The organism is Virgibacillus halodenitrificans, from assembly GCF_001878675.1.
GTDB classification, from domain to species: domain Bacteria; phylum Bacillota; class Bacilli; order Bacillales; family Amphibacillaceae; genus Virgibacillus_Q; species Virgibacillus_Q halodenitrificans.
Window position 1 is genome coordinate 3328542 of sequence record NZ_CP017962.1, and the last position, 21593, is coordinate 3350134.

Below are 21593 nucleotides of genomic sequence, written 5' to 3' on the forward strand. Positions count from 1 at the left end.
AATAGTCATCCTAAAGGTAGGGAGTGAAAAAAATTGAAGAACGTTCGTCTATATGCATATGCCTTTTCCAATTTTGGGGATGACTTGTTTATTAAGATTATTTGTGAGAGATATCCTCACGTACAATTTACTCTATATGCACCGAGAAGCTATAAAAAAACATTTGCTCAAATGACGAATCTAACTGTAATAGCGAATGACTCTTTATTTCGACGGGTAAGCAATCTTATTTCAAGAAAGTGGTCCTTATGGAGAGGTTTGTCTGGTAAAAGATATGATGCAGTTGTTTATATAGGTGGTTCTTTATTTATTCAATCAGCTAATTGGAAACAGGAATTAGAGAAGCTGAAGGCTATGCAGCTGAAAGATACACCTTTTTATCTCTTAGGAGCAAACTTTGGGCCATATACGGATATAGAATTCTATTTGCAGCATCGCAAGCTTTTTGAAAGCTATGCGGATATTTGCTTTCGAGACACCCCCTCCTTCGAGTTATTTAAGGAGCTTCCTAACGTCAGAATAGCACCAGATGTTGTATTTACGTTGCAAATACCGCAGAATGTGCAAGCAGCAAATAGAAAAAGTGTTGCTATTTCCGCCATTAAACCATCCATCCGAAAGCACCTCATTGGCCTTGACGATACGTACTACAAAAAAATAAGTGAGATTGCAGCATACTTTATTAGGCAGGATTATCATGTGCAGCTATTGGCTTTTTGCGCATATGAAGAGGATCATGAAGCAACGAAAAAAATCAATTCCTATATACCCGTTTCTATGACAAATAAGGTAACAGCTCATCTTTATGAGGAAGATCCGGAAAAAATGCTTCAGCTACTCTCTCAAGCAGATATGATAGTAGCGTCTCGTTTTCATGCGATGGTTCTGGGGTGGTTGCTTCAAAAGCCTGTTTTTCCTATTACATACAGTCAGAAAATGATTCACGTGATGCAAGATGTTGGCTTCGAGGCCAGCTATAGTACGGTGGACCAGATAGAAAGAGTAACACCGGAATCTGTTTTTCGAATGAAGGACCAAGCTCCATTAGCTATTTTGGCACAGATCAAGCATGCAGAAAAGCAGTTTGAAAAATTAGATATATTTTTACAAGATTAGCAGAAAGAGGTGTATCCCATGCTGACTATTCACCCGCCAACACTTATTAAAACAAATGACCACGTCCGTATCCAAGCTACTTTTGAAACGGAAGCCGGTAACAAGGAGCTTTGGTTTTCAGTCCCCAATACCTACAGTGCTTACCTTTTAGAAGATAGAGGAGATGCTTTTCTTGTAGGGCTTTTACTGTTGGCAATGAAAAACGGATGGGATATTAAAATAAATTGTCCTATTTCTGAAAGGCTTTACTATACATTAACAAACTACCTTATAAAAGCATTACATCTTGCTATGCCACATCTAAAAGAAATTAATCTTTTTCCTAAGGAGCTGGACAGCTCTCAGGTAGAGCAAGCAAATGGCGTAGGAACCGGTTTTTCAGGCGGTGTCGATTCTTTTTTCACTATATATGAACACCATCATTCCACTTGTCCGGAAAGTTTCCGGTTAACCCACTTTGTCTATCATAATGTTGGCTCACATGGGGATTTTGGTGGGGATGCGACCAGGACGCTTTTTCAAAAACGACTGGAACTTGTAAAGCCATTTGCAGAGGAGGTTCAGCTTCCCCTCATTGAGATTGATTCCAATATTAGTGAGATTTTACAAATGGATTATGTCCCAACACATACGATTCGTAACGCTGCAGCTATCCTTGTGTTACAAGGTTTATTTCGCTATTACTACTATTCTTCCGGAAGACAGTTTAAGGATTTTGAATTAAGTCCGACCATTGGCGCTTCCTATGATATTTTAAGTCTGAATATGCTATCAACAGAGTCACTGGACTTCTTCTCTGCAGGCTCTGCTTTTTCTCGATTTGAAAAAACCGAAGCAATTACTAATTATGAGCCTACATATCGGCATCTCAACGTATGTACAAGTAATGCTGCAAACTGCTCTGTTTGTCCAAAATGTCTGCGGACACAGCTAACATTAGAAGCGACTGGGAAGCTTGAGTTTTATAAAGAAGTATTTGATCTTTCAAAATACAAGAACGCGCGGACTGCCTACCTTGCTGAAGTCTTAGCAACAATGCACCATGATGATTATGCTGCTGAAATTATTAAAGAACTGAGGGTGCGTGGGATCGAAATACCCACAGCTGCTTATTTTCGTGCACCACTTTTACGTTCCATGCATTCTTTAAAACAATCTGGAAGAAAAATGTTAAAGAAAAAGAACATGAGGAAGGAAGGATCATGACAGAGAAGCGAACGCTTATAAAAGACACAATATTATACGGGGTCGCAAATCTTGGATCTAAGCTGCTGACATTTCTACTTCTCCCATTGTATACCCGTTACTTTACAACAGAAGAATACGGATTGTGGGATGTCGTCCTCACAACCACAACCCTACTTGCACCCTTCATTACGTTTGAACTGACAGCAGCTGTATACAGATGGCTAATTGTCGAGAAAATGGAAGAAGAAAAGGTAAAAATAATCACGACTGGGCTTGCTGTGATTATTAGAAACTTGTTAGTTTTTACAGCATTAACTGCAATTATACTTATTATTTATCCGATTCCCTACGGGTGGACAGCATTATTTCTTTTGCATACGATGATTTTAAGCAGTTTTTTACAGCAATGTGCCAGAGGGCTAGGGTACAATAAGCTGTTTGCATCCATGGGAATTATTCAATCAGCAGTAACAGCGATGGCTATTATCCTCCTCATTTTCGTGTTTGAATTGCGTGTGGAGGCTTTCTTTTACTCTGCCATTCTTGCTTCGGTTGTTGTTATTTTTGTCGTATGGATCGCCATGGATTTTCACAAGTATATTTCCTTTCACACCTATTCTAAGGAATTGTTGGGGGACTTTTTCATATATGCCCTCCCTATTATTCCGGGAGCGGTCAGCTGGTGGGTGATGAATCTTTCTGACAGATACTTTATTATTGCGTTCTTAGGGATAGAAGCAAATGGACTGTATGCCGTGGCAAATAAGATACCTGCTCTCCTGGTAATGGTGAACACCATTTTCTCACTTGCCTGGAAGGACCACGCAATACTTAGCTATGATTCCGCTGAGAAAAATACGTATTATTCGAGCGTCTTTCAACACTTCTTCCGACTAATGGCCACATCTGTAGTTCTGATTATCTTATTAGCAAAACCATTAATTGATATCTTTATCGGAGAGGCGTTCCATGATGCATGGAAGTATACCGGTATATTACTCATAGGTGCACTATTCAGCGCACTCTGCCAATTTTGGGGAGCCGGCTTCCATGGTGCAAAGAAAACAAAGGCGATCTTTCTGACCTCTATAGCTGGTGCAGGTGTGAATGTACTTATTAATGTACTATTTATTAAGTATTGGGGATTATATGCGGTGGCTGTCTCAACGATGATAGCCTTTTTGGTGATGTGGGTGTTTCGTGTCTATGCTGCTAAGCACTATTTCAATATAGTGATACGAAGAGCGGATTTTATTATCTTAAGTTTTTTTATTATAGGGGCTACAATTCTATCATTTTCCGCATCAACCCTCGTATTGTTAATAAGTATTGCTGGAGGTATATGTCTATTGTTCGCATATAACTATCGTCTGCTTCATCTATTATGGAGGAAAGGTAGAAGGAAATGGTTTGATTACAAGACTTAAAATAAGTGTGTTATGCTATAAAAAATGTTATAAGCAGGAGATGATTATTTGGTACTTAATTTTGCACATCGCGGTTCCTTAACAGAAGCACCTGAGAACACATTACCAGCTTTTCAAAAAGCCATCGACCATGGCGCAAAAGCAATTGAACTCGATGTCCAGTTAACAAAAGATCAACAGTTAATTGTTTGTCATGATCATAAATTGACTCGTTTTAACAAGCAATCAACAAAACGAATTAAAGACATGACATTAGCTGAAATAAAAGAAATTGATGTAAGTGGTTCGTTTCAGGAATATGAAGGGACAACACTTGCTACGCTTTCGGAAGTGTTGGAAATCTGCCCAAATGATCTCCTTATAAATATTGAAATAAAAAACATCCCTGTTATTTATGAAGGGATTGAGGAGATTCTCATTCAATGTCTGTCGGATCATAATCGCTTCCATGATGTAATTATTTCATCCTTTGATCATATGGCCTTAAAGAATGTTCAGGATATAGTACCTTCCATGCCCATCGGTATGCTGTTCTATTATCGAATTTTACAGCCTTGGAAATATGCCAAGCAAAGCGGCCTTGTCGTAACAAGCATTCACCCTAATCAAGTATATACAGACCGAGAGCTTGTCGAACAATGTAAATCTTTTGGGTATAAGGTCTTTCCTTATACGGTAAATAATGAAGAGCATTATGAGAAACTGGTCGAATATGGAGTGGATGGAGTGTTTTCTAATAATTCGGGAGTGTTTGGAAGAGGTTAGAATAGGAAGCAGGAAAGGCTACCAAATAGGTAGCCTTTTTTCACACTTTTTTACGTTTTTTCAACATAAGTGCAATTCCAACCAACATTATTATCAATAAAACGAAGATTACATAATTTCCTATACTTGATTTCTCATCCGGATCTTTTGAAGGTGTCTTTTCTGCAGCAGCAACTTCTCCATTCTCTTCTCCGCTACTAGAAAATTCACTTAACGGAAACGCATAAACATTTGAATCCTGACTACCAATAAACATTGTATCATTAATAATGATAGGACCAGAAGGAGCTAATTTTCCATTTAACTTTTTTTCACCTATTTTTTCACCAGTTTCCATATCCAATGCATAGACATACCCTTTTGTATTACTAAAATAAACAATACCATCTTGTGCAACAGGAGGAGCCTTCATAATTTCATTCTTAAACTCCCAAATTTTCTCACCAGACTTTAGATCATACGCATAAAACGTTTTAGTTATAGGACTTCCAACAAATACTTTTCCCTCGTAAATTATTGGAGCTCCAGATTTATTATTTCTTACAAATTCTCCAACTCCAAAGCTATCTTCCCATACAATATCTCCAGAGTCTACATCCATCGCATATATTTTATGTTCCGGGTTATCACTATTGCCAACCAACGCTGTCGTTACCACTAGGTTTTCAGAGACTGCTGGTGGGACATCATCTAATCCTGCAAAAACATCAGGAAATTCGATTTGCCATTTAAATTCATCGGAAGTCAAATCGTAAGAGGAGAGGGTGTATGGTTTTGGACCACTCCCTCCAACATATAACATACCTTCAGTAATATTAGGTGAAGACATGCTTGCAGTTGAGCCTATTTCAGCTTTATGTAACAATTCTCCAGAATTAGGGTCAAGTTTATATAAGTTACGGTCGCCTGTCGCTATGTATAATGAACCCTCGTAAAGGGCAGGAGTTGGCATGACTTCTCCATCTGTATTATATTTCCAAATGATCTCTCCACTTTTAGCATCTAATGCCAAAACACCACTTTCTTCTGTACCTCTTATCCCATTATCCTGAAAGAATCTATTCCCAAATCCCACAAATACTTTTCCATCTTGGTATATCATTTCTGAATGGATCCAGTTTGGGGCCTTATTCTGCCATAATTTCTCGCCTGTTTTAACATTAAATGCAAATAAATCTCCCGAGTTGTGATTACCTATAAAGAGGCTATTTCCTACCACGACAGGTGTGGCTCTTACTTCATCTGCTGTCTTAAATGTCTTTTCAGTTAGCGGTTGGCTATTGTTGTTAAAAAAAGCATTTTTGTCACTATTCATGCGGTATTGTGTCCACTCTTCGGGACCAAACTCTTCATCATCAGCAAAAGTTAAAGTTGGACTTAACATAATCAGAATAAAAACCACAATAAAGGCGCTTCTATTCTTCATTTTATCACTCCTAATAAAGTTAAATTATTTTTCTACAAGGCAATTACTATGCATCCAAATCTTTTTACTTTTTAACTCTCCTCTATACCATACGTTTTGACCTACTTTTTCTGTACGGTCAATTGAAATGTTTTCTCCTTCAAATTGCCTTAAGTCTCCAAATACCAAGTCATCTTTACCGCCCCACGGTTTGGTATATGCTGAACCTCTTCCATTTAATTTAAAAGATTTTATATCCTCATCAATTACTAAATGCAAATGTAAGGAAAGATCAGATTTTTTCATCCATCCAACTGTTTCTTTTTCAGCACTTGGACTTTCACTAAGTAAATAATATGTATTATTATTTACTTCAATTTGTTTCTTTATAAAATACACACTATTTTTGTAAGGTTCTGAAGAACGTGCCACATTTTCATTAAAAGGGGTTGAATAAATCAGAGTATTACCACCCTTAATGTGACCGAGTAGACTTACTAATTGTTCAAGATGAATATCTTCATCTTCCATTACTTCTACTTCTGCATTATTATCCCAATCATCAAACAGATCTTCGCCACTTATAATTTTTTCACGATATTCTTCTCTTTCTTCTTTATTCATTTTCTCCCATTTTGCCAAAAAGTTTTCATAACGAGGCATGACCTCATCAACTGGGCCATACTCTTTAACCCTACCGAATTCTAACCATAAAATTTTCCCGCAAAATTTTTTCATCTGCCCGATAGAATGACTTACAAAAATCATTGTTTTTCCTTGTTCTTTAAATTCCATCATCTTATCAAAGCTTTTACCAGCAAATGCTTTATCCCCTACGGATAATGCCTCATCAATAATTAATATATCCGGGTCAACATTCACAGATATTGCAAATCCCAGTCTCGACTTCATTCCACTGGAATAGGATTTTACAGGTTGATCAATAAATTTACCTAATTCTGAGAATTCAATTATAGAAGGTTCCAAATTCTTGATTTCCTCTTTTGAGAAACCTAACATTAAAAGTTTTAATTCAATATTATCACGACCAGACAAGTCAGCTTTTAGTCCTGAAGCAACGGCAATTAAGGCCGCTTGTCCTTTCGTTTCAACACTACCTGAAGTGGCAGGTACGATACCAGCGATAATATTGGATAATGTTGATTTTCCAGACCCGTTTATTCCCACAAAACCTACAACATCACCTTTATTCGCCTCAAAGCTAACATCTGTAAGTGCATAAAAATCCTCACCAATGCTTTTAGGCAAAAACAAGTCTAATATACGTTCCTTTGTTCCATTATATAATTTGTATTTTTTACTAATATTTTCAGCAATAATTGCTTTTTCCATTTTTATCCCAACCATTTTATAAGTAGTCAATAAAGTGTTTTCTAAACTTCACATGGAGCGTAGAACCAAATATAAACAAAAGAATTACAATAGCCCAAAAAACAATTGTATATTGCCATTGATCTATAAAATGCCATGAAGTACCAAATAACGCATTTCGATAACCCTCAACTATGTAATAAAGAGGATTTAGCTTCATAATTTCCATAACAACTTGATGTTCACTAAGCAACGTTAAAGGCCATAATACTCCTGATAAATAGAGCATCATCCTTAAAGTAGAATTTAACAGCATATGCACATCCCTTATAATTGTGGATAACGTAGAAGTTATAAGAGAAAGTGCAAAAACCAAGCAAAATACTGCAAAGATATAATAAATTAACTGAAAATAGTAGATAGATGCATAATACCCCATAAACTGGAGGATTATCACAGAAATTAATAGCATAAGTAGATGAACATAAAACTGTGAAAATATAACATAGTTAGGGATAATACTCATTGGGAAATTCATTTTTGATAACATTTTCAATCGGGAGAAGATCGATTTAGAACCCTGAATAGTTGATTGGTAAAAGAATATCCATACAAAGAATCCTCCTAGCAGCCATGCGAAGAATTCTACCTCGTTACCATCTACGTTGATATCTCCTCTTGTTCTGAGCGTCCCAAAAACAAACCAATAAATAAGTATTTGAATAGAAGGATTAATAACTTCCCATGCCATACCTAAATAGTTGTTTTTATTTTTACTTTTTATCTCATAAAGCGATAATCTTCTTATTAAATAAAAGTTTTCTATTTGTTCTTTAATAACTGTTATAGCTGGTTTCATAAGTATATCCTTTCAAAACACCATAATTTACGTTATTAAATTATACAATTAATTATATTAAAACTCAATAAAGTGCTTTTCATACATTATTTGTGAAATAAAAATAGATAAACCTCTCCTTACTATATAATAAGGCAAGGTTTATCTTTTTATTATACTTAATACGTTAATTTATTTTTTAAATCTAATATTTTTTTTCTGACTCTGAACGGTAAAATGTGCGAGAATTTCCACTTACTCAATTTTCTCTTCTTATAAAGTGCTTTTTTATTTTCTTCAATAGCTGTATATATACGTTCAGAATTATTATGGTCCATATAAGTAAAATATTTTTCTCTCAAAATTCCGTACTCTGGTTTTTCTTTGAAATTAGTTAGAACATAGGATTCTACAATATTAACTAGTTGGTCAGCGTTTAGTGCCACATCACCAAATAAGTCTTTATCTAAGTCCATATAAGTTCCTTCATATTGTAAATACTTGTCTTTATCAAAGTGATAAAACACACAAGGTTTCTTCAAGTAAAACATCTCCCAAATTACACTTGAGTAATCTGATATCATTAATGAGCTTTTCATTATCATTTCATCTAAAGGAACTTCTAAAAAACCAAATTTTTCTATGTTGCTAGACTCAAAATTAAAAAGATCAATATACTCTTTAAATTTAGGGTGGAGGAAAAACTTTATTTTTACATTATTTATTTTGAGAAGTTTGTCAAGCTTACTTGATGAAAGGAATTCATTATAGTATTTGTAGTAATTACTATTCAAAAAATCCTCTTTGCTCATTCCTTCCATCCAAGTTCTCCAGGTGGGCATCACAAAAATTTGTTTATAATTTATTTGGTCTGTTTTATCTACTAGTACATCCCACCTAGCCAAACCTGTAGTGACTACCTCATTTTCTTTATATCCCCATTCTTTTATAATGATATTTTTTTCAAATTCGGAAGGCGCAATAACTAAATCGAATACCCCCCTTTTTTTATAAAAATCCTTAACAACTTTTAAACCATTTACTCCATGCTGTAGATATACTAATTGTTTGTTCCCTAATTCTTTTCCTAATATACTCTTTTTTTGCTTTAGATTATAGCTATTTCTTTTAGTATCTGAGGAGATCAACAAATCTGACGCAAACATATAGATAAAGTATTTAAAAGACATAAAATACAATACCTTATCAACTTTATCTGAAAGGTTCTTAGCCTCTGGGGATTCTTTTCTAATAACATAATAAAATTCTTTATGTTTATGATTTTTATAAACATAATCAAAAAAGTAATACCCGCTTTCGTGGGCAGACATCGCTAATTTTTCATAACCAATCCATATTTCTTTTTTGGAAAAGTGACTTTGAAAAAGTCTATATATAAAATAGGCTACGTTCTCTTTGAAAAGGTAATATTTGTTTTCAAAATACTCTTTTTCTCTAAAAACAAATGCAAGGTCATTATTAACTGTTATATAAGGATAAATCACATAACCTTTCTTAGGCTCTAATTGATATTTAGTAATTGTATTATCAACTCTTTGATATACTTTCTCTGAAACATTAGTCGCTTTAATTAATTTTTCAGTATTCCCAGGAAAAGAAATGCCTATAAATATATCCCAATATAATGGAAATAAATTTGCACGAGATAAATCTAATCTGCAGAGTATTTCGCAAAATTCATTTTCATAACGAATATTTATAATCTCAGCCCGCACAGAATCAAAGCTATCCTTATTTCTATAAACTAAGTAAATATTGTGTAAATCTAGCAGTTTTGTTTGTGGTGAAGTAAGGGTGACTTTAAACTTGGCAACTTCCTTATGCATTGAAAAACGACTAATGGAAGTTTTGATCTTATAATTTCTTTTTATTATATTTGAGATTTTATCTTTCTCAATAAATAAGAAACCTTCTTCATCCAACAATATTGCAGTGTTTAAATTATAAGTAGATTCAGTAGGAAAACAATGTTTAAAAAAATGTAAAAAATTGTTGTTATTATCACTTTGAGGTTCTCTAACAAACTTAAGAGAAAAAATTGAGTCATTTTTTTCACCTAAAAGATATAAATCCCATTTTTCTTTTTTATTGGCAAGTATATTCACTAAAAATCCCATATCAAACATCATAGAATGTTCCATTAATAAGCCTTTAATAAGACAACTTTCAGTGCCTTTTCTTTTTCTTATTAATAACCATGGAGTTTTATTGGCCGACCAGCATGTTTCTTTAAGATTCAATGTAAATAATTGCCCATTCACTGTTACATTGTCAATATTAATAATTAGACTGTTTTCTGCTAATTGTTCCATCTTAGAAATATTAGACTTCAAAATCTCTTCTTCATTAAACCATACCCCAAAAGTATTACTTTCATCTATAACTTCTTTACTATACAAATTTTCATTGTTAATTTGAGTGATTTTAAACACTGTTTTATTCTTTCTCACAAGCAGGTGTATAGAAGATAGAGTATTATTTAAAAAACTTTTTGATAGAATAATTTTCCCTTCGCCAAATAATATTGGAGGTATGCAATAAATATCGTTTTCATCAAACTCAAGTATTACAAATATATTATTTAACTCTTCATTAGTATAATCATTCAATTTTATATCAATAAAATTACCATTATCTTTTAAAGAAACCACACTTTTAATTTCTTGCAAAGTTTCTAAATTAAAAATATCCTCAGCATAATCAACAAACTTTATTAAAATTTTTTCTTCTCTTTCTGTGATAAAACCGCATTTATTATTAAAGGAAAAAGGATAATTACCTTTTTCCTTCTGATGAATCTCTAATTTATTTAATTGGTCATCGAAAAACTCCATAGTAAAATAAGAGTTGTTTGCCAAGCAAGGTAAATGATTTATTTTAATAGTGTTTTCTTTTTGATCTATACAAAAATCAATATATTCATTATTGATTTGAATAAATTTTATTCTATTACTTAAGTCGTTTGTTATTAATATTAAAGACTCATTATCATATGTTTTAATATCAGTAATATACATTAATTAATCACCCAAGCCTAATCTTGTGTTTATTTCATTAAATATTCTTTTTGAATTATTATGATCTAAATACTTAAAATACTCCTGCCTTAACTGTGAAAAATGAGGTTTTAGGTTGAAATCATTCTTTATATAGTACCTTAATTCATGCAATAATTCCTCAACATTTTCCACACGATCACCAAATAGATCTCTATCCATATCAATGTAGCTACCTTCATATTCCTCATATTTATTATAATCAAATTGAAAGAAAATAACTGGTTTATTTAAATAATACATATCCCATGTAACTGAAGAATAATCGCTAATTAAAAGAGAAGCTTCCATCAATTCTTCATTTACTTTTATATCAAGAAAATCTTTAATTTTTATATTGTCCAGCCCATTATTATTATCAATAAACTCACTTGCATATTCTTTAAACTTCGGATGAAGGAAAAATACTAATTCTAAATTATTTTTAGATAAAATGAAATTTAACTCCTCAGAATTCAACATAGAATAATATTTAGAAAAATAATCTGACTGCTTAAAATCGCTCTTAGGCATTCCTTCAATCCACGATCGCCAAGTAGGCATAACAAAGATTTTTTTCAAACTTCTGTTTTGAGATTTATCTTCAAGTAGATCCCATCTTGAAAATCCCGTAACAGCTATTTCTTCATTAGAATAGTTCCAATTTTCTCTTATAATATCTTTTTCATGTTCAGAGGTTGCAATTACTAAGTCAAAATTACCTCTTCCCTTTTTCTTTTTAAACACATCAGATTTCTTTAAACCAGTAACACCGTGTTGTAAAAAAACACTTTTTTTATTATTAAGTGTTTGATTTATTTTACCAGATCTTACTCGTATATTATATGCATGCCTTTTCGTTTCTGAAGAAATTAATAGGTTGGCGGCAAAAATCAAATAAAAGTATTTAAATGACATAAACTTAATGACATTTCGGTTTTTATTCTTAATGTATTTATAATCAGGAGATGTACTATCAATTATATAATAAAAGTTTTCATGTAGTTTGTTTTCATCAACATAATTAAAAAATGCATAGCCATTGTCTTGAGCAGTTTGAGAAAATTTCTCAAAACCTAACCACACACTCTTATCCTTATATATTTTCCCCCTAGTTAATAAAAAAGAAAAATATGCAAAAATTTCTTTAAGCTTGTTTATCATGTTTTCGTGCTTCTCTTTCTCCCTCATAATAAAAGCAACATTATTATTAAAAGTAAGATAGGGATATAACATCTTATCTTTTGAGAAAAGTGACCATTTGAAGTAATCCTCATCAAGTTTCATTTTCAATTTATGAGAAGTATTATTAATTCTCATTAATTCGTTAATCCCATCTTGATCAATTACTTCTAACATCGGGTCCCAATAAAGAGGACGATACTCCTTCCAATCCATTTTAAAGTTGGCAATAACTTGGCTTCGAGTATCATTTATTTTTTTAGTAAATATCTCTGGTACCTCAATAGTCTTCACTAATTCTTTATTTCTTAGCTTTAAAATAACTTTTTCTATTTTTAAATTAGATGCATTAGATACATCAATAGTTAGCTTATAAGAATTACGCTTCTTATTTAAATTTATCAATTCTAACTTCACATGATTTTTTTCACGAAATACATTATATTTTTTTCCTTTTAAAAGCGTTATGTTTTTCTTTATTGTGCTATACACTAAGATGGCATCTTCACTATCTAGTTCAAAGTACTTTATACTCTTGTTAATATCATGCGAAGAATCAAAACTTAATCTTCCATTTACAAATAAATTTTCTGGAAATAATTCAAGAGAGACATCCCATCGCCCATTAGAAAACTCCAGAGGGGGATAATAACATCGAATTTTATTATCAATTAATTGAGCTTTTAAAAGAACTCTTTCATCAGTTTTTCTATTAGTTAAAACTACGTTTTTTATCGATTGTAGAGAGTACTCTATATCTTCTAATTTGAATTCACAATATGAATCCTCAAAAATCATTTGATTTATAACATAATTTTCCTTAATATGTTGTCTAGTAGCTATTTTATATAATAATTCTGTAAGCTGGCAGTAAATTAAATCGCCATCTGCAGATATATATATACCCGAATGGTAAATAGCCCCTTCTAATTCATACTTGAATAAATCTATAATAACTTCTGGACTTTGGTAGCATGCCTCCAAGGAAATGGCTTCTATAATAACATTATTCTTATAAGAACTTCTGAATCCAATGTGCCAAACACCTTTTATATCTTCCTCTAACACTCTAAATTCTTCCATGTTAATTATTACATTTTCTTTCACATCAAAAGAAAAGCTTATTGGAATAATTCTTTTATCTTCATAATTAAATAAACAAAGGTCAAATACCTTTGGAAGATTAAATGTATTTGTTTTTATTATCAAATTTTCATCATTAAGATAGACATTTTTAACTTTTATTTCCCCGACTGTAAATCTGGTAGTAACTGATTTTTGATCTATATTGTATTTCATCCTTTTTCTCCTTGATACAAAAATACTTTTTTTAACACCTTAATATTCTTTATCATTTATTCTTCAAGCTTGAGGAGTTGGATTCTCTTTTATAGAATAATTCTTCCATAAATCTGTATAGCTCGTCCCTCATATCTTCTCTTTGTAAAGCGAACTCTAATGTTGTTTTTACATAACCTAATTTTTCCCCTACATCAAAACGCTTGCCTTCAAAGTCAAATGCATAAACTTCTTGAATTTCGTTCAATTTTTGAATTGCGTCTGTAAGTTGGATTTCTCCTCCAGCTCCCAATTCTTGAGAATCAAGAAAATCAAAAATTTCAGGAGTTAGAATATACCTTCCCATAATTGCTAGTGTAGACGGTGCCATGCCAAGTTCTGGTTTTTCAATTAAACTTTCAATATTACTAAGTCTATTCATACTGCTTTTAGGTTTAATTATCCCATATCTATTTGTCTCTTCTAATGGTACATTTTGAACCCCTATAACTGAAGAGTTTGTAATGTCAAATTGATTAATTAATTGTTGTAAACAAGGCACATCACTTTGTACTACATCATCTCCTAGTAATACTGCAAACGGTTCATTCCCTATAAATTTCCTTGCACTCCAAACTGCATGACCTAACCCCTTAGGTTCTTTCTGACGAATATAGTGAATATCTGCTAAGTCTGAAGAATAATTAACCTTCTTTAGAAGATCATACTTGCCTTTATTCATAAGATTTTGTTCTAGTTCAGGTGCGCTATCAAAATGATCTTCTATTGCTCTTTTTCCCTTCCCCGTAACAATAATAATATCCTCAATCCCTGATAATACCGCTTCTTCGATTATATATTCAATTGTAGGCTTATCTACTATTGGTAGCATTTCTTTTGGCATAGCCTTAGTAGCAGGTAAAAATCTAGTACCTAAGCCTGCAGCTGGAATAATTGCTTTTTTAATTTTTTTCATGTCGGTACTCCTTTTATTTAAAGTGTTCTTATTTTAGTATCTAATTCGTTATATAAGATATAAACTAAATCAATAATATATTATTCCATTTAATGAGTCAATTTATGCTAGGATTTGACATATTCAGCTATATAGTTTGCATAAAAATTAGAGATGCCTTATTCAACATCTCTAATCTTTTATAAATATGAACAAGCGTATATAAAGTAAAGAACTCTTTTACCGTTCTTATAAATTTCACTAATTAACTAATTTTATCCAAGACTCTAAAAATGACTTTTTAAAGTATTTATTTTCTAATTGAGCAACTTTTTTTCTATCTAAAGGATTATCTGCAAGCATTAACATAGCATTTTTGAGTCCTTGTATATTATTATTTTCAACTAAAATACCATTATTTCTACTTATTATTTCACTCGGTCCCCAAGTAATATCATAACTTATAACTGGACATCCATTAATAACACTTTCTAATACGGTCATCCCAAAACCCTCTAGCCTGCTTGTCATGATAAAGAATTCTGAGGTTTGAAAAACTTCATGAGGCTTATCTGTAAAGCCTTTAAAATTAACATTGCTACTAATTTCTAATTCTGCAACTAACTCTTTTAATGGCTCTTCTTCCTCTCCAGTCCCATATATATCAAGTTTATATTCAGGGCGTTCTTTGAGAAATTCACTAAAAGCTTTTAAAGTGTGATCTATGCGTTTGAGAGGAACTAGCCTAGAAACCACACAAATTTTCTTAGGTATTACCTTATTGTACTGAATTTTGACTTTATCTTTTTCAAAACAATGTGGTATAACTACTATTTTATTTTTTAGACGAGGATACTTTGCAATCATGTTTTCTTTCTGCGCTTCTGTCAAAGTAACTATAATATCATTATTGGATTCTATATTTGCTAATAAATACTTAAAGCTCTTTTTAGTTTCAGAAGTGACATCATTAGGAACAGATATATGGGGACCATGCACCTGAAAAATTCTTTTGATCTTTTTTTTAACTTGGAGCAATGGCTTATCTAACACTCGTACATCATTTATTACTTTATCTCCATTTTTAAATATGTTTTCAAACCAATAGTTAATAAGATCACTATCATTTTTAAAAACTTTAGCTTCTCCATTTTTTCGAAACAAAATATTTCTATCTATTTTTAATGTTTCACCCTTATACGAATACTCTCTTGTTAAATATGCATTCATTTCCTGATCTAAAAAAACGTCTCTCACCACATTCTTTTCGTATTCATCTCTAAAATATCTTATTTTGTGAATGTTTCCATCTTTATTCATGTATAGTCTTTTAGCGGACTGATTGTGGTGGTTTAAAAATACATCTATGTGCCCCATTCTTTTCTTATTTTTATTATAAGAAAGATAGTATTTGGGTACACCGTTCTCATAATAAAAAGTTACATGACTTGTCTCTTTTTTCTTGAACTCAAATAAATCACTTCCAAATTCCTTTTTTAAATAATTTAAGTAATTATTTTTAATTCCCTTTTTTGAAGACCATTTAAGCCAATCATATAAATTTAAGAAGGATATTTTATTATTAACCGTCCCTTTATTTCGATAATCTTGATAAATATAATTGTAATCAGGGTTATAATTACTTGTTAACAGAGTAACACTTTCAACACCAGTTTTGTTTTCTGTCAACATCCTACATCTTTGCAGTAATGAACTCGTTCTTCCCCCATATGTAAATGGCAGTGAAGATGTCATCACATATAAATGCTTTTTACTTCTAAACATTCTTATCTTCCCTTCTTTTGAGTTATAAACATAACTAACCATTGTATTTTTGGTCACATATTACACACATCCGCTTTTAATTTTTTAAAAAAACTTTTTCGGCAACTCTTTCACTTGCATGCCCGTCCTCTAAACTACAAAACTTGGAGTTAAATTTCTCCGTCTCCTTTGAAGGAACAAAACCATATTTATCTATCTGTTTTATTTCATCTATTAATCCTTTAGTTGTCTTAACAAGAGGCCCTGGTGCGCTTGTTTCAAAATCAAAATAAAACCCTCTTAAGTTATCTCGATAGTCTTCAATATCATAAACATAAAATAACATCGGGCGTTTTAAGTTAGCATAATCGAAAAAAACAGATGAATAATCTGTAACTAGTAAGTCAGATACTAAATAGAGATATCTTATATCTTCGTAATTAGAAAAATCAAATACAAAGTCACTATATTCTTTTAAATTGAGATTATCTGAAATGAGATAATGAAGTCTCAAAATAACTATATAATCTTCAGACAATGATTCTTTCATCTCTTTTAAATCCATTTGGATATCAAACTTGTATTTCCCTTTAGAATGAAAATGATTATCACGCCAAGTAGGTGCATATAGAATGATTTTTTTTTCACAGGGTAAGTTTAATCTATTTTTTATTTTATTTATTTGGGAAGGGTTATTATTTTCCAATAAAAAATCATTTCTTGGATAACCCGTTTCTAACATCACCCCTTCAAAATTAAACGCTCTTTTAAAAATACTAGAGGAATATCGATTTGGCGATACCAAATAATCCCATTTTTTTGCTTCTTTTAAAAAATTCCTTTTATATTTTGATGTAGTTGTTCCTGGCATTTGAACTTTTTCCATGTCTGCAGCAAGTCGCTTTAAAGGTGTACCATGCCATGTTTGCACGTATACTGTATCTTTCGGTTTTGGTATCCACAATGGAAGCCTACTATTAGTTACCCAATATTTCGCTCTAGCCATAATGAATAACCATTTTATTGAAAATCTTCTAATAGCTATTAGATCTTCTTCTTTATAAACATCAATATTTCTCCTATCAAAACTCCAATACATTTTAAATCCAGAACTATTATTTTTCATATATTCATAAATTGCTCTTGGGTTATCACTATATTGTTTCCCCAAGAAACTTTCAAACACAATAGTATTCTCCTTTACAGGTAATTTACCCAACAACTTAAATAATCGTTTGTATAATTTTTTTAATATGTCACCTCTGCGCACCTTGATCCATTGAGACTTAAGTTTTTGAATAATGTTTTTCATGTAGGTAGATACAACTCCTTAAGGTTAAATCATAATAATTATTATATAGTTGAAATATGTAATTTTCAAATCTACACGGCAGAGTGCTTTTATGCTAGTCTCTATAGTTTCTTATCCACTACTAATTATTTTATATTATTTTTATACCTAAAGATCTTTATATTATAAATGAGTAGCTTTAATTCTCCTCAAAGATTATTAGAGCAGAGCAACCAAAAATCATATTATAAAAGCTCTTGATTAAATGAATACATCATTTTAAATCAAGAGCTTATTTTATAACTTTTATTTATTTTTTATAACTCGGTATATCCAAGTAAAGGTTTTGTATTTGTAAATCTTGATACAAATTATATATTGAATATATTTGCTTAGCTGCCCACCCTATATCTGTTGCATACTGATGAGAAGCATAACTATTATTTGCCATAGATTCAGGGTTCCATCTCATTTTATATAACGTGTTTTGACCAGATTTAATGTACTTATTTCCGATAAAATCTGCTCCTCCTATTATTGCATCTTTCGGAGTAAACCAGCCTTCATTATATGCTCGAAACGCTCCACCTTGAAGAGCATTATTGTCAACCGCATTTATACCAAACATATTATAAGTCTTTTTAATATCAGTTAAACTATTAACATTGCTAGAGTTAACTAATACCAAATTCCCTTTACTATCTTTGCCTACTTCAACTCCTGTTGCTAACTCAGAAGTACCATGACCCGTTTCCAAAAGAGCATGGGATAGTAGATAAATATCACTTACTCCGTAAATATTACTAGCTTGGATAAAAGCTTCTCCCAACCCTTCAAGAATACCTTTACCTTTAAGATAGTTATTTAAAACATTTGGTGAAGTATCGCTTGATCTGGACAAGTCTAAAAATTGAAACTGATATTTTTCATGATTTATAAAGTTATCAGGGTTCAAATAATAAAGAACATCTGCTTTACTCGCATCTACCCACTGACCACTTTTGTATTCAATTTGATACCAATTATTTACTTTACTTATAATATTTACAGTTGTATTTTCAACTAGTTGACCAACCGTTCTTGCACCTACACTAGGCCCCGATCTCACATTAAGTTTACTTGCTGTTACTTGATTATTTTTGTTAATATAATCCGCTGAAACATATGCATATGGTTTATCTGTTTGGGGTGCTGCTTTCATTTGCATATTGAGAGCTTCGGATAAGGTAATATTATAATATGTTGATTTTTCATTCACAAGGGATACATATGCTTCATGAATCCATACTAGCTCTCCATTTAAAGTTCCGCGATACCATATGTTATTTCCAACTCTTTCTGTTTTATTAACTAATAAGAATTCTGATTCTAATTTTGAAAGATCTTTGAAAACTAAATCTTTAGAACCGCCCCAAGCTTTACTATACGCACTTCCATTACCTTTTACATATAATGTCTTAGATTCCGTGTCAATACCCACGTGGTAATGAGTATTTAAGTCCTCTGCTTTCATCCAACCTACTACTCCATCCGTGCTACTTGCTTGTGTACTGATTAAATAGTATAGCTGGTTTCCTACTGTGGCCTGCTTTTTAATATAATAAACGGCATTGGTGTAGGTGTCAGCATTAAACGCAGTGGAAACGTCTCCTATTGTTTTATAAATTAAAGACCCGCTTCTTATATGGCCTAATCTACTGGTAGAACTTTCTTCTGCTTCAACCACAAAACTAGAGTGAAGCCATGCAGTCTTGCCATTTAACACACCTCTATACCAAATATTGCTGCCTACCTTTTCTGTCTTATTAACTTTAAATAATTTCCCTGCCTGTTTTGTTAAATCCTCATATACTAAATCCTTCGTTCCACCCCAGGCTTTACTATATGCACTTCCGTTTCCTTTTACATATAAATTTTTAGAGTCTGTGTCTATGCCCACATGAGAACGAGTATTTAAGTCCTCTGCTTTCATCCAACCTACTACTCCATCCGTGCTACTTGCTTGTGTACTGATTAAATAGTATAGCTGGTTTCCTACTGTGGCCTGCTTTTTAATATAATAAACGGCATTGGTGTAGGTGTCAGCATTAAACGCAGTGGCAACGTCTCCTATTGTTTTATAAATTAAAGATCCGCTTCTTATATGGCCTAATCTACTGGTAGAACTTTCTTCTGCTTCAACCACAAAACTAGAGTGAAGCCATGCAGTCTTGCCATTTAACACACCTCTATACCAAATATTGCTGCCTACCTTTTCTGTCTTATTAACTTTAAATAATTTCCCTGCCTGTTTTGTTAAATCCTCATATACTAAATCCTTCGTTCCACCCCAGGCTTTACTATATGCACTTCCGTTTCCTTTTACATATAAATTTTTAGAGTCTGTGTCTATGCCCACATGAGAACGAGTATTTAAGTCCTCTGCTTTCATCCAACCTACTACTCCATCCGTGCTACTTGCTTGTGTACTGATTAAATAGTATAGCTGGTTTCCTACTGTGGCCTGCTTTTTAATATAATAAACGGCATTGGTGTAGGTGTCAGCATTAAACGCAGTGGAAACGTCTCCTATTGTTTTATAAATTAAAGACCCGCTTCTTATGTGCCCTAATTTACTGGTAGAACTTTCTTCTGGTTTTATGCTACTAGACTGTATAGTATGTCTAACTGAATTTTGTTTCACAAAGCTTGAGTGAATCCATGTAGTTTCACCATTGATAGAACCTCTATACCATGTATTAGTTCCTACCTTTTCTGTCTTATTAACCTTAAATTCATAATCTTTTAGTGGTTCTAAGTCTTTATACACTAAATCCTTCGATCCACCCCATACTTTATTATACGCGCTACCTTTCCCTGTCAAATATAGATATTTATTTTGAGTATCTACTCCATAATGTTCTCTACTGTTAAAATCACCTTTTTTTATCCACCCCACTACACCTTCAGTGCTACTAGGCATTTTACTAAGTAAATAATATATCTCGTCATTTAAAATAGCTTGTTTTTTCACATAATATACAGCATTTGTGTACGACTCAGAACTAAAAGCTGTGGAAACATCGCCGATCGTTTTATATAGAGTAGAACCTTTATGAATGTGACCAATACGGCTTATATCATTTTCTTTTAGAGAAGTAACGTGGCTAGATTGAAGCCAAATAGTTTTACCGTCTACAACCCCGTTATACCAAATGTTGTTATTAACTTCTACAGTCCTAACTACATCCATTTTATATGAACTATATGAAGAAAGGTCAGCATATACTAAATCTTTAGTACTTTCTAGAGGTTTATTATAAGCTTTCCCTGTTCCTTTTAAATAAACAGAATTCAACATGTTGTCAACAGGAGTAATAGAATAATAGGTCAAATTAGATGACTTAACCCATCCAATCTCCTTTTCAGCAAAGTCATCGATCAACATATAGTACTTCTCATTATTTAGTATTACTTGTTTTTTTATATAGTAGACATGATCTATATGAGATTCCCCTGCGTTAGAAGATAATGAAAGATCATCTAAATTCTCATAAATAATAGCATCACCAGTATGTATATACCCTAGCATATTAACATCTTTTTCTTCTAATACAGAGGAGTCTGATACTTTTTCCTCGAAATGATTGTCTATTTCATCTTTGTTAGATTTTTCTGGTGTTTGATTATTAACTTGTTCTTCTTGGTTATTAACCTCTTTATCTCCAATTTCCTCTTGTTCTTTATAATTATCTTCACTATTATTATTGGTCTTTAAATTTTCTTGAGCTTCAGGTATTGAAGGTAATTGGTTATTCTCCGTATCATCCTTGCTATCATTGGTTTCTGAAGTTTTCTCATCATTGTTTTCATTAACTGTCTCCATCTGGTCAACCTGTTGTGTAGTTTCTGGCACATCTACTTCAGTTCTATCGCTTGCTAATACACTATAGGGAGCAATTAAGCTAAAGAGCAGCATACCAACTACAGTAATAATTAATTTCTTCATTTACATCC

General features: G+C 32.3%; 13 protein-coding genes. 4 read left to right on the forward strand and 9 right to left on the reverse strand.

Annotation, left to right across the window (positions count from 1 at the left end; all coding sequences use genetic code 11):
* Nucleotides 1-33: 33 nt before the first annotated feature.
* From BME96_RS16580 to BME96_RS16595, 4 genes are read left to right on the forward strand one after another with little or no spacing between them, the layout of a single operon-like run.
* Nucleotides 34-1116 carry a polysaccharide pyruvyl transferase family protein gene (locus tag BME96_RS16580; protein ID WP_071649676.1) on the forward strand — a complete coding sequence of 361 codons (1083 nt, stop codon included), beginning with the start codon at nt 34-36 and terminating at the stop codon, nt 1114-1116.
* Nucleotides 1117-1134: 18 nt separating this feature from the next.
* The gene (locus tag BME96_RS16585; RefSeq protein ID WP_071649677.1) at nt 1135-2322 is read left to right on the forward strand and encodes a hypothetical protein; all 1188 of its coding nucleotides are present in this window, start codon (nt 1135-1137) and stop codon (nt 2320-2322) included.
* Nucleotides 2319-3731, forward strand: coding sequence for a lipopolysaccharide biosynthesis protein (locus BME96_RS16590; RefSeq protein ID WP_071649678.1), 1413 nt, complete (start codon nt 2319-2321; stop codon nt 3729-3731). The genes BME96_RS16585 and BME96_RS16590 overlap by 4 nt, the downstream gene beginning before the upstream one ends.
* A gap of 48 nt (nt 3732-3779) precedes the next feature.
* Entirely contained in the window at nt 3780-4496 is a 717-nt protein-coding gene (locus BME96_RS16595; protein ID WP_071649679.1) for a glycerophosphodiester phosphodiesterase, read from the forward strand.
* A gap of 40 nt (nt 4497-4536) precedes the next feature.
* Here BME96_RS16595 and BME96_RS16600 read toward each other — a convergent pair whose 3' ends face one another.
* The 9 genes from BME96_RS16600 to BME96_RS16640 all read right to left on the reverse strand — a co-directional run bounded on the left by BME96_RS16600 (nt 4537) and on the right by BME96_RS16640 (nt 21585).
* Nucleotides 4537-5922, reverse strand: a complete 1386-nt coding sequence (locus BME96_RS16600; protein WP_071649680.1) for an outer membrane protein assembly factor BamB family protein — start codon at nt 5920-5922, stop codon at nt 4537-4539.
* Nucleotides 5923-5946: 24 nt separating this feature from the next.
* Nucleotides 5947-7254, reverse strand: a complete 1308-nt coding sequence (gene tagH / locus BME96_RS20130) for a teichoic acids export ABC transporter ATP-binding subunit TagH (protein WP_071650051.1) — start codon at nt 7252-7254, stop codon at nt 5947-5949.
* A gap of 16 nt (nt 7255-7270) precedes the next feature.
* A complete protein-coding gene (locus BME96_RS16610; protein WP_071649681.1) occupies nt 7271-8092 on the reverse strand; it encodes an ABC transporter permease in 822 nt (273 codons plus the stop codon).
* A 158-nt stretch (nt 8093-8250) separates the two neighbouring features.
* Nucleotides 8251-11109 carry a CDP-glycerol glycerophosphotransferase family protein gene (locus BME96_RS16615; protein WP_071649682.1) on the reverse strand — a complete coding sequence of 953 codons (2859 nt, stop codon included), beginning with the start codon at nt 11107-11109 and terminating at the stop codon, nt 8251-8253.
* A 3-nt stretch (nt 11110-11112) separates the two neighbouring features.
* The gene (locus tag BME96_RS16620; protein ID WP_071649683.1) at nt 11113-13608 is read right to left on the reverse strand and encodes a CDP-glycerol glycerophosphotransferase family protein; all 2496 of its coding nucleotides are present in this window, start codon (nt 13606-13608) and stop codon (nt 11113-11115) included.
* 52 nt (nt 13609-13660) lie between these two features.
* The gene (gene galU, locus BME96_RS16625; RefSeq protein ID WP_071649684.1) at nt 13661-14563 is read right to left on the reverse strand and encodes a UTP--glucose-1-phosphate uridylyltransferase GalU; all 903 of its coding nucleotides are present in this window, start codon (nt 14561-14563) and stop codon (nt 13661-13663) included.
* Nucleotides 14564-14803: 240 nt separating this feature from the next.
* The gene (locus tag BME96_RS16630; protein ID WP_071649685.1) at nt 14804-16327 is read right to left on the reverse strand and encodes a glycosyltransferase; all 1524 of its coding nucleotides are present in this window, start codon (nt 16325-16327) and stop codon (nt 14804-14806) included.
* A 76-nt stretch (nt 16328-16403) separates the two neighbouring features.
* Entirely contained in the window at nt 16404-17618 is a 1215-nt protein-coding gene (locus tag BME96_RS16635; RefSeq protein WP_071649686.1) for a CDP-glycerol glycerophosphotransferase family protein, read from the reverse strand.
* A gap of 289 nt (nt 17619-17907) precedes the next feature.
* Complete coding sequence (locus BME96_RS16640; RefSeq protein WP_156036056.1) at nt 17908-21585, reverse strand: N-acetylglucosaminidase; 3678 nt, start codon at nt 21583-21585, stop codon at nt 17908-17910.
* Between the last annotated feature and the right edge of the window lie 8 nt (nt 21586-21593).